Source organism: Acinetobacter sp. YH12068_T (assembly GCF_024606005.1).
GTDB classification, from domain to species: domain Bacteria; phylum Pseudomonadota; class Gammaproteobacteria; order Pseudomonadales; family Moraxellaceae; genus Acinetobacter; species Acinetobacter amyesii.
Window position 1 is genome coordinate 2,792,373 of record NZ_CP094555.1, and the last position, 16,797, is coordinate 2,809,169.

At 43.1% G+C, this 16,797-nt stretch carries 19 protein-coding genes; 16 read left to right on the forward strand and 3 right to left on the reverse strand.

Annotated elements, in window-relative coordinates; translation table 11 throughout:
* Window positions 1–13: 13 nt before the first annotated feature.
* The 7 genes from MST18_RS13275 to MST18_RS13305 all read left to right on the forward strand — a co-directional run bounded on the left by MST18_RS13275 (window position 14) and on the right by MST18_RS13305 (window position 6,612).
* On the forward strand, window positions 14–1,120 hold the full coding sequence (locus MST18_RS13275; protein WP_180132847.1) for an alpha-hydroxy acid oxidase: 1,107 nt from the start codon (window positions 14–16) through the stop codon (window positions 1,118–1,120).
* 263 nt (window positions 1,121–1,383) lie between these two features.
* A complete protein-coding gene (leuA, locus tag MST18_RS13280; protein ID WP_180132689.1) occupies window positions 1,384–3,081 on the forward strand; it encodes a 2-isopropylmalate synthase in 1,698 nt (565 codons plus the stop codon).
* Window positions 3,082–3,185: 104 nt separating this feature from the next.
* The gene (locus MST18_RS13285; RefSeq protein ID WP_078192713.1) at window positions 3,186–4,346 is read left to right on the forward strand and encodes a homoserine O-acetyltransferase; all 1,161 of its coding nucleotides are present in this window, start codon (window positions 3,186–3,188) and stop codon (window positions 4,344–4,346) included.
* On the forward strand, window positions 4,346–4,939 hold the full coding sequence (gene metW / locus MST18_RS13290) for a methionine biosynthesis protein MetW (protein WP_067763682.1): 594 nt from the start codon (window positions 4,346–4,348) through the stop codon (window positions 4,937–4,939). The genes MST18_RS13285 and metW overlap by 1 nt, the downstream gene beginning before the upstream one ends.
* Window positions 4,936–5,526, forward strand: coding sequence for a tetratricopeptide repeat protein (locus MST18_RS13295; protein WP_078189669.1), 591 nt, complete (start codon window positions 4,936–4,938; stop codon window positions 5,524–5,526). Before metW ends, MST18_RS13295 begins: the two co-directional genes overlap by 4 nt.
* Window positions 5,527–5,629: 103 nt before the next feature.
* Window positions 5,630–6,253, forward strand: coding sequence for an RdgB/HAM1 family non-canonical purine NTP pyrophosphatase (gene rdgB / locus MST18_RS13300; protein WP_078192870.1), 624 nt, complete (start codon window positions 5,630–5,632; stop codon window positions 6,251–6,253).
* A gap of 65 nt (window positions 6,254–6,318) precedes the next feature.
* On the forward strand, window positions 6,319–6,612 hold the full coding sequence (locus MST18_RS13305) for a hypothetical protein (RefSeq protein ID WP_180132690.1): 294 nt from the start codon (window positions 6,319–6,321) through the stop codon (window positions 6,610–6,612).
* 36 nt (window positions 6,613–6,648) lie between these two features.
* Here the strand turns inward: MST18_RS13305 and MST18_RS13310 are convergent, their stop codons facing one another.
* Window positions 6,649–7,530 (reverse strand): permease, encoded by an 882-nt coding sequence (locus tag MST18_RS13310; protein WP_180106416.1) that lies wholly within the window; start codon window positions 7,528–7,530, stop codon window positions 6,649–6,651.
* Between the two features lie 141 nt (window positions 7,531–7,671).
* Here MST18_RS13310 and tatA point away from each other — a divergent pair, with 141 nt between their 5' ends.
* From tatA to MST18_RS13330, 4 genes are all read left to right on the forward strand, one after another.
* Complete coding sequence (tatA, locus tag MST18_RS13315) at window positions 7,672–7,893, forward strand: Sec-independent protein translocase subunit TatA (RefSeq protein WP_078189673.1); 222 nt, start codon at window positions 7,672–7,674, stop codon at window positions 7,891–7,893.
* A 12-nt stretch (window positions 7,894–7,905) separates the two neighbouring features.
* A complete protein-coding gene (gene tatB, locus MST18_RS13320; protein WP_180040547.1) occupies window positions 7,906–8,382 on the forward strand; it encodes a Sec-independent protein translocase protein TatB in 477 nt (158 codons plus the stop codon).
* Complete coding sequence (gene tatC, locus MST18_RS13325) at window positions 8,379–9,149, forward strand: twin-arginine translocase subunit TatC (RefSeq protein ID WP_180111316.1); 771 nt, start codon at window positions 8,379–8,381, stop codon at window positions 9,147–9,149. Before tatB ends, tatC begins: the two co-directional genes overlap by 4 nt.
* Window positions 9,150–9,369: 220 nt before the next feature.
* Window positions 9,370–11,586 (forward strand): PhoX family phosphatase, encoded by a 2,217-nt coding sequence (locus tag MST18_RS13330; protein ID WP_180132691.1) that lies wholly within the window; start codon window positions 9,370–9,372, stop codon window positions 11,584–11,586.
* Window positions 11,587–11,627: 41 nt separating this feature from the next.
* On the opposite strand, the gene MST18_RS13335 is transcribed toward MST18_RS13330, so the two are convergent.
* The gene (locus tag MST18_RS13335; protein ID WP_180132692.1) at window positions 11,628–12,407 is read right to left on the reverse strand and encodes an NRDE family protein; all 780 of its coding nucleotides are present in this window, start codon (window positions 12,405–12,407) and stop codon (window positions 11,628–11,630) included.
* 93 nt (window positions 12,408–12,500) lie between these two features.
* On the opposite strand from MST18_RS13335, the gene lgt reads away from it, so the two are divergent.
* The 3 genes from lgt (at window position 12,501) to MST18_RS13350 (ending at window position 14,230) form a co-directional block, all read left to right on the forward strand.
* Window positions 12,501–13,313, forward strand: coding sequence for a prolipoprotein diacylglyceryl transferase (gene lgt / locus MST18_RS13340; protein ID WP_180007176.1), 813 nt, complete (start codon window positions 12,501–12,503; stop codon window positions 13,311–13,313).
* Between the two features lie 156 nt (window positions 13,314–13,469).
* A complete protein-coding gene (locus MST18_RS13345; RefSeq protein ID WP_180132693.1) occupies window positions 13,470–13,868 on the forward strand; it encodes a hypothetical protein in 399 nt (132 codons plus the stop codon).
* Entirely contained in the window at window positions 13,862–14,230 is a 369-nt protein-coding gene (locus MST18_RS13350) for a hypothetical protein (RefSeq protein ID WP_180115879.1), read from the forward strand. Before MST18_RS13345 ends, MST18_RS13350 begins: the two co-directional genes overlap by 7 nt.
* A gap of 22 nt (window positions 14,231–14,252) precedes the next feature.
* Here MST18_RS13350 and MST18_RS13355 read toward each other — a convergent pair whose 3' ends face one another.
* Complete coding sequence (locus tag MST18_RS13355) at window positions 14,253–14,765, reverse strand: peptidoglycan amidohydrolase family protein (RefSeq protein WP_078189680.1); 513 nt, start codon at window positions 14,763–14,765, stop codon at window positions 14,253–14,255.
* Window positions 14,766–15,325: 560 nt separating this feature from the next.
* On the opposite strand from MST18_RS13355, the gene thyA reads away from it, so the two are divergent.
* Together thyA and MST18_RS13365 are read left to right on the forward strand one after the other, a co-directional pair.
* Window positions 15,326–16,168, forward strand: a complete 843-nt coding sequence (gene thyA / locus MST18_RS13360) for a thymidylate synthase (RefSeq protein ID WP_078189681.1) — start codon at window positions 15,326–15,328, stop codon at window positions 16,166–16,168.
* A 100-nt stretch (window positions 16,169–16,268) separates the two neighbouring features.
* The gene (locus tag MST18_RS13365; RefSeq protein ID WP_168377882.1) at window positions 16,269–16,781 is read left to right on the forward strand and encodes a dihydrofolate reductase; all 513 of its coding nucleotides are present in this window, start codon (window positions 16,269–16,271) and stop codon (window positions 16,779–16,781) included.
* Window positions 16,782–16,797 lie beyond the last annotated feature (16 nt).

Here is a 16,797-nt window from a genome sequence, read left to right on the forward strand (position 1 = left end):
GGACAAACTACCAATGACTGATCACAACATTTTAGCGCCACTCACTCAGATTCCAGCTCATTTGCAAACCATTGCAGATTACGAAAAACAGGCTGAGCTGCACCTTTCTCAAATGGTGTGGCAGTACTTGCAAGGCGGCTCGATGGATGAACACAGTGTCCGTGACAATTTATCTCAGTTTGAACAGATACAACTGCTACCACGTATGCTGAAAGATCTGACCCAAGGTCATACTCAAATCGAAATTTTAGGGCAACGTTTCCCGCATCCGATTTTTGTAGCGCCCATTGGTCATCAACAACAATTTCATCCTGATGCTGAAGCTGCAACAGCCCTCGCTGCCGAAGTCCTTGGCAGCAATATGATCCTCAGTACATTTACCAATACAGATATGCGTGAGTTAAAGCAGGACAATCCGTACAAATGGTTCCAATTGTATTGGCAAGGTGAGCGCGAAAAGTCATTATCACTGGTCAAGATGGCAGAAGAACATGCTTATACAGCAATTGTAGTAACCATTGATTCCCCGCATACAGGGATTCGTGACCGTGAACGTCGAGTGTTTTTTCATTTGCCTGAAGGCATGCAACATCCGCATACCCCTGCACATATCCCATTGCCTGAGCTCAATGATGGCGACCATCCCGTATTTAACGGTCTGATGAAAATCGCACCGACATGGGCCGATATCCTTTGGCTCAGTCAGAACACATCATTACCGATTATTTTAAAGGGCATTGTCAATCCACATGATGCTGAACTTGCCCTGCAACACGGTGTACAAGGCATTATTGTGTCGAATCATGGTGGTCGAGTACTGGATGGTTGCATTTCCCCTCTCACCGCTTTAGAACTGATTAAAAAAGTTGTGCCTACGGATTTTCCAGTTTTATATGATGGTGGTATTCGTCGAGGTTCAGATGTGTTTAAAGCGATAGCCTTGGGTGCATCTGCCGTATTAGTTGGACGTCCTTGCATTTATGGTTTAGCGACTGCGGGGGCTTTAGGCGTTGCCCATGTACTCAAAATACTGAAAGAAGAATTTGAGATTACGATGGCATTGATGGGAACAGCCACCGTCGATGAGATCAATAAAGATTATATTTTTCAAAAAAGCTAATTTTATAGAAAAATATTTTCCAGTAATGGCATCTTGACGCAAAAATAGGAAATTATTTCCGGAATATATGGACTAATATTTAGTTATACATTTACGAGCTTACGGTAAAGCTAAGTCATGTGAATCTTTACAGATTTATTTCGACTTTCGACTAAAGACTCCGATATTAAACTTGTAAATTGCTAGAATAGACACAATCTATATAAGTAGTACCTTGCCGTTTATCCACGACATTTATCCACGGTGCTATAAGGAGTTTTCACATGATGTTGGCAGATCCAAGCAAAAAATACCGTCGCATGTACCAACGTGTAGACTTACCAGACCGTCAATGGCCAAATAACGAAATCAATAAAGCGCCGATCTGGATGAGTACCGACCTTCGTGACGGTAACCAAGCGATCTTCGAGCCAATGAACATTGAACAAAAGTTCAAAATGTTCCAAATGCTTGTGAAAATTGGTTTCAAACACATTGAAATCGGCTTCCCTTCTGCATCACAAATCGACTTTGATTTCACGCGTTTGTTGATCGAAGGCGGTCATATTCCTGATGATGTGTACATCGAAGTTTTGGTTCAAGCACGTGATCATTTGATTCAACGTACATTTGAATCATTACAAGGTGCGAAACTTGCCATCGTGCATATCTACAACTCAAACTCTCCAACTTTCCGCAATAAAGTGTTGAATGTTGATGTTGCTGGTGCAAAACAATTAGCAATTAACGCCGCAATGAAAGTCAAAGAATACGCTGCAAAACAGCCTGAAACTGAATTTGTATTCCAATACAGTCCAGAGTGTTTTACTGCAACAGAATTAGAAGTTGCTAAAGATGTTTGTGATGCGGTCACTGAAATTTGGGAAGCATCTCCAGAGAACAAAGTGATTTTAAACTTGCCTGCAACGGTTGAAGTTTCAGGTCCGAACGTCTATGCCGACCAAGTGGAATGGATGCACCGCAACATTCAACGCCGTGACGGTGTGATTATTTCTGTACACTGTCATAACGACCGTGGCTGTGGTATCGCCGCTTCTGAGTTGGCGATTATGGCTGGTGCTGACCGTGTCGAAGGTTGTGTGTTTGGTAATGGTGAACGTACAGGTAACGTGGACGTTGCAGCGATTGCATTGAACATGTATACCCAAGGTGTTGCGCCAAACTTAGATTTCTCAAACATTAACGAAATCATTTCAATCATTGAAGAATGCACAGGCTTGCCGGTACACCCTCGTCATCCGTATGCTGGTGATTTGGTCTTCACCGCGTTCTCTGGCTCACACCAAGATGCCATTAAAAAAGGTTTCGAGTTCCAAAAGAACGAAGAAATGTGGGATATGCCTTATTTGCCAATCGACCCGAAAGACTTGGGCCGCGACTATGATGCCGTGATTCGCGTCAACTCACAGTCTGGTAAAGGCGGTATTGCGTACTTGTTAGAATCAAATTACAACGTGGTGTTGCCTCGTCGTATTCAAATTGAGTTCTCGCAAATCGTACAGCAAAAAACAGATGAAGACGGCACCGAGATTTCTGCACAAGCGATCTGGTCATTATTTAAAGACACCTATGTTGCTGCCAAAGATACACATTATGCGGCGAAAAACTACCGCTTACATGATGAAAATGGCAAGCAAGTCATTGAACTCGATATCGAAGTGAACGGTGAGATCCAGCAATTACGTGGTGAAGGCAACGGCCCAATTTCTGCTATCTTAAATGCATTGCAGTTGCCGATTGATGTATTGAACTATGAAGAACGTAGTATCAGTTCTGGTGCGCATGCCAAAGCCTTGGCTTTAATTGAGCTTCAAGTGAAAGGTACAGGTAAGTCTGCATTCGGCGCAGGTGTGCATGACAACATCGTGACCGCATCTATCGAGGCGATTATTGCCAGCACTAACCGTTTAATTGAACAAGGTGTTTTGAGTACTGAACAAGTGATTGCTGCTGCAGTCTAATTCAATGCTTTAAATATCAAATAGCAATAAAATGACTTTAGAAGGATACCCTCAAGTGGTATCCTTTTATTATTCATACTAAAGATTTAAGGCGAATTATTCCTGTGTCTTTTCCAGCTGACTCAGTGGGCTTAGTTACCCCACAAAAGTTTATTTTTGAAGAGCCGTTAGAGCTCGAATGCGATCGCATACTCCCACGTTTTGAGCTCATGGTTGAAACTTATGGCGAACTGAATGCGGACAAATCCAATGCAATTTTGATTTGTCATGCACTGTCAGGCCATCACCATGCTGCAGGTTATCATCATGAAGATGACCGTAAGCCGGGCTGGTGGGACGCATGTATTGGACCAGGCAAAGCCATTGATACGTCAAAATTCTTTGTCGTAGCACTAAATAATATTGGCGGCTGTAGCGGTTCTACTGGACCGACCTCTCCAAATCCTGAAAATGACAATCGTCCTTATGGTCCTGATTTCCCATTAGTGACTGTCCGTGACTGGGTCAAAACCCAAGCCATGTTGTCTGATCGTTTAGAAATTCAGCAGTGGTATGCAGTGATTGGCGGCTCTTTAGGGGGCATGCAAGCTCTACAATGGTCTGTGGACTATCCAGATCGTTTACAAAAGTGCGTGATTATTGCCAGTACACCAAAACTGTCTGCGCAAAACATTGCCTTTAACGAAGTGGCACGTCAGTCGATTTTGTCTGACCCTGATTTCCATGATGGTCGCTATTTAGAAAATGATAGTTATCCTAAGCGAGGTTTGATCTTGGCCCGTATGGTCGGTCATATCACTTACCTCTCTGAAGAAGCCATGAAACAAAAATTTGGCCGTGACTTAAAGTCAGGTAAATTTATGTATGGCTTTGACGTCGAATTCCAAGTCGAAAGTTATTTGCGTTATCAAGGTGAGCAATTTAGCCGTAACTTTGATGCCAATACCTATTTGATCATGACCAAGGCTTTAGATTATTTCGATCCATCACGTGAATATGAGCAATCATTAAAAACCGCGATGTCTAAAACCAAGTGTCAATTTTTAGTTGTTTCGTTTACAACGGACTGGCGTTTTGCCCCTGCTCGTTCGCAAGAAATTGTAGATGCATTAATTAGCAATCATAAGCCTGTGAGCTATGTGGATATTGATGCTGAACAAGGCCATGACTCTTTCTTGTTCCCGATTCCGTTATATGTGAAAAGCTTACGTGCATTCCTAGGCGGTGTAAAACACCTGCAAGAAACACCGAAGGAGACCAACTAATGCGTATTGATCATCAACTGGCTGAACGTTGGATTAAACCAGATTCAAGCGTACTTGATTTAGGGTGTGGTGACGGTGAACTGCTTGCACATATGAGCAAAAAGCACAATATTCGTGCATATGGCTTAGAAATTGATCAAGAAAAGATTGCAATTGCAGTCAGTCGCGGGTTAAATATCATCCAACAGGACTTGAACTTAGGTTTAAGTCGCTTTGCCGACCAGTCTTTTGACTATGTGGTTATGGCACAAGCCTTGCAAGCTGTAGATGCACCAGACGTTCTCTTAAGAGACATGGTGCGTGTGGGGAAACAGGCTATTATTACCTTTCCAAACTTTGCACATTGGAAGACTCGTTCTTTCCTTGCATTAAAAGGAATGATGCCCGTTTCAGACGCGTTACCCTATATGTGGTATAACACGCCCAATATTCATTTATGTACTTTCCGTGATTTTGAAGCGCTGTGTGCTGAAAATAACATCCGGATTATTAACCGACTTGCCGTGAATGGGGATCAACAAGACAGTTTACTCAGTAAACGTCTTCCAAATCTATTTGGTGAAGTCGCAATTTATCGAGTGAGCGCTCTATGAAAAAATTATTATTAAGCACGACGCTACTGATTGGACTTTTTAGCATACAAGCCCATGCGGATTATGTTGCTCCATCATCTTCAGTTTCTAGCCAAGCTGCTCAATATTCAATTATGGATATTCACAGCTTAAGTAAAGCTGCTAAAGCAGGTCAGCCCGGTGCTCAGTTTTACTTAGGCACTAAATATCAACAAGGTAAAGACGTTGCCAAAGATGAACGTCAAGCTTTTGCATGGTATAAGGCTGCTGCTGATCAAGGTTTATCTGCAGCACAGCTTAATGTAGGTCGTATGCTTGCAGATGGCATTGGGACTAAAAAAGATGAAGCGCTTGCTCGTCAATATTTCGAAAAAGCAGCCAGCCGTGGTGATAACCGCGCAAGCTTTAACTTAGCCATGATGGAAGAGCAAAAGAAAAACTACATGGGTGCATACCAATGGTATGAGCTTTCTACCCGTGACGGCATGCTCGACAACAAAGTGATTAGCTTGTCTGAAGGTAAGAAAACGGCATTGGCAGCCAACTTAAGCCAAGACCAAATTCGTCAAGCACGTGACCGTGCAGACAAATGGATTCAAGCGCAATAAGTTTTTGAATCTTAAAAAGCACCTTCGGGTGCTTTTTTATTGCCTGTCAGCCACAGCATCTTGTTAAAATAGCCTCAAATCTTGTTTTATGGTGAATATTCACATGGCTTCAACTGATTGGTTATCTCAAGGCACTTTGGTGCTTGCAAGTAATAACAAAGGCAAAATTGCAGAATTTGAAAAAATGTTTGCGGAACTGAATTTGCCTGTTGAAGTGATTCCACAAGGTCAGTTGAACATTGAAGATGCCATTGAAGACGGTCTAAGCTTTGTTGAAAATGCCATTATTAAAGCGCGTCACGCATCGAAAATTTCAGGCAAGCCAGCCATTGCAGATGATTCTGGCATTTGCGTTCCTGTACTCGGTGGCGCACCGGGGATTTACTCTGCGCGCTATGCAGGTGAACATGGCAATGATGCCGCTAACAATGCCAAGTTGCTTGCTGACCTCAAACCGCTCCGTAAAGAGGGTGAAGCAATCGAAGGGATGTTTGTATGTGTCTTGGCTTTGGTCCAACATGCAGAAGACCCACTCCCACAAATTTTCCAAGGGATTTGGCGCGGTGAAGTGATGGAAGCAGCACGTGGTGAAAATGGCTTTGGCTATGACCCACTGTTTTGGCTGCCTGAACTAAACGTTTCTAGTGCTGAATTATCAAAAGAAGAAAAAAATAAAATCAGCCATCGTGGTCAGGCGATGAAATTATTTAAAGCAAGTTTGAAATAATTTGAATTGGAGTTAATCTTAATGCCAAAGATTAACTCCAATCCCTGAATAAAAATAGAATAATTATGGCACTTCAACCGATACAGATCATATGCAACACTTGCCATCACACTTCAACTGAAATCCCAACACGCTCATTTCTTGGTTTTCAAAAACTAAGCTGCCCTCATTGCCAGGCGCAACTAACCTACCCGCTCACCTCAGGCTTTCGTACCACTTACGTTATTTTTGCAGTGTTGATCGTGCTGTCGATCATGCTTAATCTGTCGCAAGGTCAGGTTGGATTTCCAGGCCTGATAGGTATCGCGATGATATATGCCCTCGTGCGTGATTGGCAGATTCGCAAACAGCTCAAGTAGTCACCCTTTGCCGGCATCTATAATTCACTTTTCATTTTAAAGCGAAAAAAGATGCAAAATTAACCCATAAAAACTGACGACGATGCAGCTCATAATCGTGCCTGAAGCAATATAACGTGCCGAAGTGCCTGTTCCTTGATAATGCGTTTCTAAAGCCACAATATTGGCTGCAGGGGGTAAGCAGAACAGCATGAACATCACCCCAATATATTTCTCGATCTGGGGAATCGGAAGAAAGGCATAACTCAAACTACAGATCACCGCGCCAACGGTGAGTTTCATCGCATAAATACGACTACTGTTCATCAGATCACGCCACTGTACCTTAGTTTGGCGCAGCCACATGCCTAAGACGCACATCCCTGTGAAACTCATTCCAATTTTTGCAGCCTGATACAGCCAATCTAAGATCTGATGTTCTTCTAAATGCTGTAATCCAACTATTCGACAGACACCTGCAATCATCAAGGCAAATACAGGCGGTGACATCGCCACTTTTTGAATCACGCTCGACCATGGGAGTTGGGCTGAACTGACGGCTGTAACGGCCCACATATTGCCAAAGATAGAACCACCGACATACAAAGCCACCATCGCTGCACTAATTTCAGGGCCGAACAATGCTAATGCAAAAGGAAACCCCAGCCAAGCCAAGTTCAAATAACTGACACACAAGGCACGTAAACTATCTTTTAACAGCCAGCGAAATAAATAAAACATCAGCACGGCAACACTAAAGCTAAAGAGCATGAGCGCTAAACTGCCTGCTTGATAGAACACCATGTTGTAGATGATTACGGCTGGAATAAAACAGCGTGCAAGTAAGCTAGAGAAAATCGATTTGAGCGATGCGGTTCCTGATAAAGATGCCAATCCGAGGCCACTTAAAAAACCCAATATCGGAAGAAGAAACGCCACTACACCACCCTCACTGCTCAATCCAAGCATAGTAACACTGAACATAAGCTTCGCGGCTGTCTTTAAACTGCAACATCTTGGTCACTTCACTGTCATCTACAACTGCTGAAATGTTGTGCAGACCAACAAGAGGATAACAAGATGGCTGGACTATCGATTTGGCATGTACTGATTTTTGCAATTGTGGTGATTTTACTCTTTGGTACATCAAAACTAAAAAACTTGGGCAAAGATGTCGGAGGCGCAGTCAAAGATTTCAAAAAATCGATGCGTGATGAAGACGCAGCAAATACACAGCTTAATGAGCCTCGCACGCTAGAGCATGAAGCTCAAAATAAAACCAATTCCTCAGTTCAAAGCTAAGGAGTTGTCATAATGCTTAATATTGGTATTAGCGAATTACTGGTGTTCAGCATTATTGCGCTGATCGTACTCGGCCCGGAAAAACTGCCTGAAGGTATCCGCTTTGCAGGTAAATGGTACGGGAAAGTTAAACGACTGATCAGTAACGTGCAAACAGATATTGATCGTGAGCTTCGCATGTCCGAACTTCGTGAAGAAATGCAAAAAGAAATGCAACGTATTCAACAGCTCGAAGCGCGTATGCAGGCTCAGATGAATGAATTGCAACAAACGCAACACCCCATAGAACAGACTGCGCAAAAACAACAAGAAGCAGTCCTACCTGACAATAAAAATTTATCCCCACGTTATCAGTACATCGAACGTGGTCAGAGCACGATATTTGCCGTGGTTACACCCCAAATGAAAATAAAGCACGAAATTAAAACAGATCAAGCTCCTGTATTAAGTTCGACCGATGCATTAGCAGAATATCAGGTGGCCGTATGACAGATCTTTCACTGAACAATTCCCAGAACACTGTGCCTGATTTGGAAGAAATGCCGATCACCAAACATTTGGTGATTTTGCGTCGGCATTTGATCAAAATTACAGGGCTCATTTTGATTCTGTTCTTTTGTTTATTGCCCTTTGCCAATCAAAGCTATCAATTGATGTCAGAGCCTCTGCGTGCGCAGTTGCCGATGACCTCATCCATGATCGCAACGGATGTGACCGCCACCTTTATGGCGCCGTTCAAGTTGAATTTCTTTGTCGCGCTTATGCTCGCGATGCCTTTCGTGATTTATCAACTTTGGGCCTTCATCAAACCTGCACTGTATGAAAAAGAGCGGCATTTGGCGATGCCCTTATTATTCGGCAGTATCGTCCTCTTCTATGCCGGAATTGCCTTTGCCTATTGGGTTGCCCTACCATCCATCCTGCATTTTTTTATGAGTGTTTCCCCTGAAACAGTCGCCCCAATGACGGACATCAATAGTTATTTAAGTTTCTGCTTAAAGCTTTTTTTGGTGTTTGGACTGACCTTTGAGATTCCGATCATCACATTAATTTTGATTTTAATCGGGGTGGTATCTACTCAAACCTTGGTGGAGAAGCGTCGTTTTATTATCGTCGGCTGTTTTTTTGTCGCCATGTTTGCCACGCCACCCGATGCGCTTTCGATGATCATGCTGGCCATTCCCATGTGGATGCTGTTTGAGCTGGGTTTGTTCTTTGGCAAGCTGATTGAAAAACGACGTGCAACTACAACTTAAATAGACTGATGTTTAGACAATTTTGGTGAGTTTTACACCTAAGAGGCTGAGATAGCCTCTTTTTTTATGTGCCCATTTAATGTTTTGCAATTTTCACGCAGCGAAATCTAAACGCCTATTTCATCAGTTTGCAACATTAGCTTCAAAGCATTGTCATATTTTATCGATAGTTTTATGTGATCAACTTTTACCCAGCACACCTTTGCCAGGATTTAAATTCATGACAAACATGCCATATAACGAAGATCAAGAACTTGATAACAACACTTCGGATAACCTTCATTTTCGTGACATTTTAGAACAGCGCATCAGCCGTCGTAGCTTGATTACCAAGACTGCGAGTGGAGCAGTCGCACTTGCATTGGCATCTTCATTAACGGGGTGTAATGATGACAATGACTCAGATTCAAATAGCAATACCAAACCACCAGTTACAGATCCAAATCAAAAACCGACCAAGTTCAATTTCACACCAGTGAAAAAGAATTTAGACGACATCGTGACCGTTCCTGAAGGCTATCAAGCGCATGTGCTATATGCGATGGGTGACTCGATTAACCCTGCATACCCAGCGTGGGATGATAACAATGTTCCTTCTGGCCCGAGCTTCCAATTCCGCTCTGGTGACTGCCATGACGGTATGAGCTTCTTTGGTTTAAATACCACCTCTGGACGTTATGATGCCAAGCAGTCTGACCAAGGTTTGTTGGTAATGAATCATGAATACATCAACCCGACCTTCTTGCACCCGCAAGGCCCAACCAAAGTGGAAGGTCGTCGCCCTGAAGATGAAGTCATCCGTGAAGTCAATGCACACGGTGTTTCTGTGATTCAAATTGAGAAAGACAGCAAGACTCAAGCCGTTAAACTGGTACAAAGCTCTCCATTTAACCGTCGTATCACAGCATCGACCGTAATGGACTTTAAAGGCCCTGTTGCAGGCTCAAGCTTAGTCAGTACGAAGTTTTCAGCCAATGGTCAACAAACCCGTGGTACACACAACAACTGTGGTAATGGTTATACCCCTTGGGGCACTTACCTGACGACAGAAGAAAACTTCATTGGTTACTTCGCTCGTGCGAAAGCAGATGATGCCAAACGTAGTCCGGCTGAAATTGTGGCACTCAACCGTTATGGCCTAAAAGCGGGTGCGAACTCACGCTATGGTTGGGAAACAGCGATTGGAAGTAATGAGTCTCAAGATTTATATGACCGTTGGTCGGCGAATGTTACCGGTACTCAGGCAGCAGAAGATTATCGTAATGGTCCAAACACCTTTGGTTGGATTGTCGAAATTGATCCATTTGACCGCCGTGAAAACCCAGTAAAACGTACTGCACTGGGTCGCTTTGCACATGAAGACTGCCGTGCAAGTCGCTTACGTGAAGATGACAACCTCGCGTTTTACATGGGCGATGATTCACGCGGTGAATACATCTATAAATTTGTATCCGACCAAAAATGGAATAAAAAAGATGTCAACGGTGGCTATGCCGCGGGCGACAAATACATGAATAACGGTAAGTTATACGTTGCCAAATTTAACAATGACGGCAAAGGTCAATGGATTGAATTGAGCTATAACGTCAATGGTTTAAACCAAAGCAACAGCGTTTATCCGTTTAGCTCACAAGCAGATGTTCTGACCTTCGCACGTCTTGCCGCAGATGCTGTCGGTGCTACCAAAATGGACCGTCCTGAATGGGTCGCTGTGCATCCAGACAATGGTGAAGTCTATGTGACCCTCACCAATAACTCGAACCGTGGTACGACACATGCACTAGATGCTGCCAACCCACGTAACTACATTGACCCTGAAGGTGGTAAAGGCAACGTCAACGGTCATATTATCCGTTTCCGTGAAGATGGTGATACAACCACAGCACTCAGCTTTACTTGGGATATTTACCTGTTTGGTGCTGAAGCAAAAATGGCGAGCAACATTAACTTATCTGGTTTAAATGACAACAATGACTTGTCATCACCCGATGGGATGTGGTTCGACCCACGTGGTGTGTTATGGATTCAAACCGATGACGGTGCTTATACCGATACCACCAACTGTATGATGCTTGCTGCGCTTCCGGGTCAAGTCGGTGACGGCACGAAAGCCACGACATCATCTGGTCAAGAAACCATTGTGGGTGCAAAACTGAATGATGAAAACTTACGTCGCTTCCTGACTGGACCCAAAGAGTGTGAAATCACAGGTGTGACGATGACACCTGACTACAAAGCGATTTTTATCAATGTGCAACATCCCGGTGAAGATTCAGCATCCTATTCTGAACCGACCAGCCACTGGCCTGCATCACAAACCAATGCTGCAGCGACTTCTCGCCCTCGCTCAGCGACCGTTGTCATCACCCGTAAAGATGGTGGAGTGATTGTTGGTGAAGCGGTAGAACAAGCTCAGCCAACACAAAAAACCGCATAAAACACCTTTTTAAAAAAAAGCCGACGAATCGTCGGCTTTTTTTATGGCTTTAAATGCACTTCTATCTGGGTGATCTGTCCTTGTTGCTCACCCTGCTGCTGTTTTTCTTGCCAATGCCACTGTGAATCCCGCATACACAATAAATTTGAACAGCGGGTGCCATACACCGGACTTTGAATAAAGGTTGAAGACAGCAAATGTTCCATCTCTGTCTGAATCCTAGTATTGGGTAGCAGCGCTGGAATGATTTTACGTTCATCTTCCAAAATATCCCACGCAGCGGCATCTATGTCCGCCTGTGGTTGCTGGCTTTGTAGCATCGGCAAAAATTCTTGCGTGAAACGTTTACGCAAATGTCGAGTCTTTTCCCAATGTTCAGTCATTAAACCATTGGATGTGACATAAACCCCTTTGGCTAAGACTTGTGGCGCTTCACCGCGATTACTCATATAAACGGCTTGAGTGGCGTCGCCAACGAATAAATTAAAGCCGGCATAATTACATTGGACTTGTTCAAGTGCTTGCGCAAAACGAATGGGCGTTTGCTCAGATTCTAAAAATTGCTGAATCAAAGCGCCACGTGAAGTGGGATATGCAGTCTGATCACGACCATCACGAAAATTGGTCACAATCGCCCAACGCCCTTGAGCGGTTATCCCCATCCATGTTCCACCAGACTGTAAGTCCTGCCCTGCAATAATCGGACTATCTACCCATTGCTTTAGGCCTGCCGTCGGTCGATGATAAAACTCATCACGATTCGAAATCAGGCAGAGTGGCATGTCATCCAAGACCTGCCAAGCAAAAGCCACAATGCACATATTCAACTCTCAATATCTTTACACATTGAATGTACAACATTTTTCAGCACATTAAGCTAAAATCTGTGCAAAACATAATGACAAGGAACAGCAATGCTGACATATCCAAATATCGACCCTGTGGCGATATCACTGGGGCCACTACAAGTTCACTGGTATGGTCTGATGTATTTATTGGCCTTTTTATTTGCATGGGGCTTGGCAAGCTACCGCGCAAAACAACGTGACGGCTGGAACGCAGAAATGGTCTCAGACCTGATTTTCTACGGTGCATTGGGTGTCGTGATTGGTGGACGCTTTGGCTATGTCTTCTTTTATGGTTTCGATCAGTTCCTTGCCAACCCATTGTGGCTATTCCAAGTTTGGACAGGCGGCATGAGCTTCCATGGCGGTTTCCTTGGGGTCATGATTGCCATGTTACTGTGGTGCAAGAAATATAAAATGACTTGGTTCCAGACCCTCGACTTTATCGCACCCTGCGTTCCAACAGGCTTAATGTTTGGTCGTATTGGGAACTTTATTGGTGGCGAGCTATATGGTCGTGCAGTGACCGACCCTAATTTTGCTTTCGGCATGATCTTCCCGACCGATCCGCTTCAGTTGGTGCGCCATCCGTCGCAGCTCTATCAAGCCCTCTGTGAAGGTTTAATTCTGTTTATCGTGCTGTGGTGGTTTAGTTCAAAACCTCGTCCACGTTATGCCGTTTCAGCCTTGTTTCTCATCGGATATGGTATCGCACGCTTCACCGTTGAATTCTTCCGTGAGCCGGACAATGGTCAACTGTTCATTGGATGGATGAGTAAAGGTCAGTTCCTGACAGTTCCGATGATTCTGATTGGACTATGGATGATGTGGTATGCCTACCAGAAAAAAATCTATGACTGGGGTCCACAAAAGAATCATTAATATTTTCTAAATATCTTTAAGCAAGCGAGGTCCAAGCCTCGCTTTTTTATGCGCTGAAATTTATTCCTTCATACGCATTTACTCCACATGAAGTGACTGAATTAGACAACTGATCTGTGCTAAAGTTTATTCAGCTTATTTTTAAACTATCGATCCATGCTTGAATTTTGGTTTAACCCCAGCGTTTCTGTACTTAAAAAAATCCTGTTTTTTATTGCGATGGCCGTACTGACCGGTGTTCTGTATTGGATGGAACCCCTAACACTTCAAGCCATTCTAATGTTCATGGGTACAGGCGTCATTTTCCTGATTTGTCGTTATTGCAAGATTCATTTTGCAGCAAAAAACCCAACAGGTTTGCTCTATCGTTTATTGACGTGGATACCGATTGCACTGCTGTTGGCATTGGTTTTTATCAATATGAATAGGGGTGAAATTCTGATCCCGGGTGCTCAAGGCATTGGCTTCATGGCTTTGGCAATCTGCCTACTCTCCCCGATTTCTCTACTGAATAAAAACGAGAAAACTTCACCCCAAGGTAAAATTAAATGCTGACGTTTTGGTACTCTGAGCGCTGTAACCGACAAATCAAGCTCATCATTTGTATCAGTACCTGTGTGCTTATTTTTCAATGCGCTGAACAAAAACAACTAGATCCCCGCTTTGCGGGCATAAGTTTAGCCATTGGTTTGATGATTAATCTGCTTTATAAGCTCAGACAAGACAAACTAAAAACACTGTCTCCGTCATTAAAATGCGGTTTGGCTAGTTTGCCAATTTTATGTTTAGTGTGCTTAATTTATTTTCTACCCAATGAGCAACGCTGGATTTTAGCGCTGCAATGTGTGGGCTTTACTGCAATTGGATTATTTATCGTCTCGATCTACAGTCAGCGTGCAAAAAGGTTTGAAGACTAACCTTTTATTCAGCCACGGGCTGTTAATCTGCTAAGCGATAATAGCTATATTTCACATTTGGAGTTCGATAGACCGCATAGCCCGCTTGACGATAATCAGACACCCAGTCCTTACCTGAATATGCTGCGATATGACCATAACGACTACTTTGATTGCGGTCGATAATATAAATATCGCCTTTCTTAGGACGATCAAACGCTAAATTAATTTTTTGATAACCAATTTTTTGTAATGTGCTGCCCCAGTCTGCTGCGGCAACGGGGTGACCGTTAAAACGTGCCCCTGCGGACTCAAGTGCTAGACGAACACTGCGGGCACATTTCTGAGTACTGCTTTGGCGGGTAATTCCTTGTAAAAATCCAGTCAAACGATCGATATCGATACGCTGACCATTGCGGGATACCACATTTTTAGTCGCTGCTTTTTGAGTGGTATTGGACTTGCCCGTATTTTTACTCGCCTGAGAACGAATTATGATATTTGCCTGAACTGGAGCATGCACTTCACTCAAGTTTACATTGTGATCATAAGCCATTCTTTAACCCACACTCCCGCCTATATTTAGGCATTCAAAAATTTTAACGAGGGTGATAGTACCGCGTAAATCATGTTTTTTCATGTAAAAAATGTAAGATTTCTTAAACAAATCTTCACATTTAAATACGACCGTCTATTTTTAATTCAAATAGATTTATTTTTGATATCAAACTCTTATTCAGAAATAACAACCCAAAATCATCTCTTCACAATGAGAAAAATCACGTGTATTTTTTAATCAAACTTATCTGTATTTTTTTCAACAACGAGAATGAAACATCGCTCAATATGTGAACAATAGGGCTTAAGTCTTCTAAGCTCATGCTTGATTGAACAGACATATTGTCTCGTTAACACTTGATGTAATTGTTATTAATAGACGTCTTCAGCTCAGACAACTCAGCGCTTGTTGCCTGCAAAATTTGGTCATCACCCAATAAACACCGTATGCTTTTGATTTTTTAAACCTGACCATATTCAAGCGCCCATCGCAGTTCCTTCCACACGCAAAACAAGCTAATATGTGCCACAAGAAATTTAGCAAATTATGAGAGAGACATGCGCCAGTATTTAGACCTTTTACAACACATTCTCGACAACGGCGGCGACAAGGGCGACCGTACGGGTACGGGAACACGTTCTGTATTTGGTCATCAAATGCGCTTCGATCTTTCTCAAGGTTTCCCTTTACTCACCACCAAGAAAGTTCATTTCCGCTCTATCGTGATTGAACTGTTGTGGTTCCTTAAAGGCGATACCAATGTTCAATATTTGCAAGACAATAAAGTCTCGATTTGGGATGAATGGTCTACAGCAGAACAAACTGCACGCTTCGGTCGTCCTGCCGGAGAATTAGGTCCTGTTTACGGTCATCAATGGCGTAATTTCGGTGCAACCAAAAAAGCCGATGGCCTATATGAACAAGATGGTTTTGACCAAATTAAATGGTTGGTCAATGAAATCAAAACCAATCCTAACTCACGTCGTCTAATCGTCTCTGGTTGGAACCCAAATGAGGCAGGTAATGTTGCATTGCCACCATGCCATACCTTGTTTCAATTTTTTGTTCAAAACGGAAAATTATCCTGCCAATTATATCAACGTAGTGCTGACGTTTTTTTGGGTGTGCCGTTTAACATTGCAAGCTATGCCCTGTTAACACACATGATTGCGCAAGTTTGTGGTCTTGGTGTGGGCGACTTCGTTTGGACCGGTGGGGATACACATTTGTATGCCAACCATTTCGAACAAGCGCAGTTGCAACTGACACGTGAACCAATGGGTCTGTGCCAATTAAAACTCAATCCTGAAATCACCGATCTTTTCGATTTTAAATTTGAAGATATTGAAATCGTAGGTTATGAATCACATCCTGCAATTAAAGCCCCTGTTGCGGTTTAATTTTTAGAAATCCCAAGTGAAAAGCAAAATCCCGCTTTACCTCAAGCGGGATTTTGCATTCTAATAGACGGCAAATATTTCGGCTATTTGAGTTCAAACTATGGCATTTCAAAATTTAGAAATCGTGCACGTTGTCGCTATGGATCAGCAGCGCTGCATTGGTAAAGGGAATGATTTGCCGTGGCATATTTCTGCAGATTTACAACACTTTAAAGCCATCACCCAAGGTGGTGTGGTGGTTATGGGACGCAAAACCTTAGAGTCTATGGGACGTACCCTACCGAAGCGTGTCAATTGGGTCATTACACGAGATAGCAATTGGTCATTTGAAGGCACCAAAGTCGCATATAGTATCGACGAGGCGTTAACGCAAGCTGTTGCTGATGTCGCGAGTTCAGAAAAACCAACGAGTTTGTTTATTATTGGTGGTGGTGAAATTTTTAAGCAAACCATCGGCATCGCAGACCGTTTAGAACTCACGCATGTTGAACTCGATGTTCAAGGTGATGCGCATTATCCTGAAATTCCTGCGGACTTTCAAAAAGTGGCATCAGAACAACACATCGACGACAAAACTGGGATTGCTTTTGAGTTCGCAACTTACCGAAAATAAAGAAAAATCTTAAGCT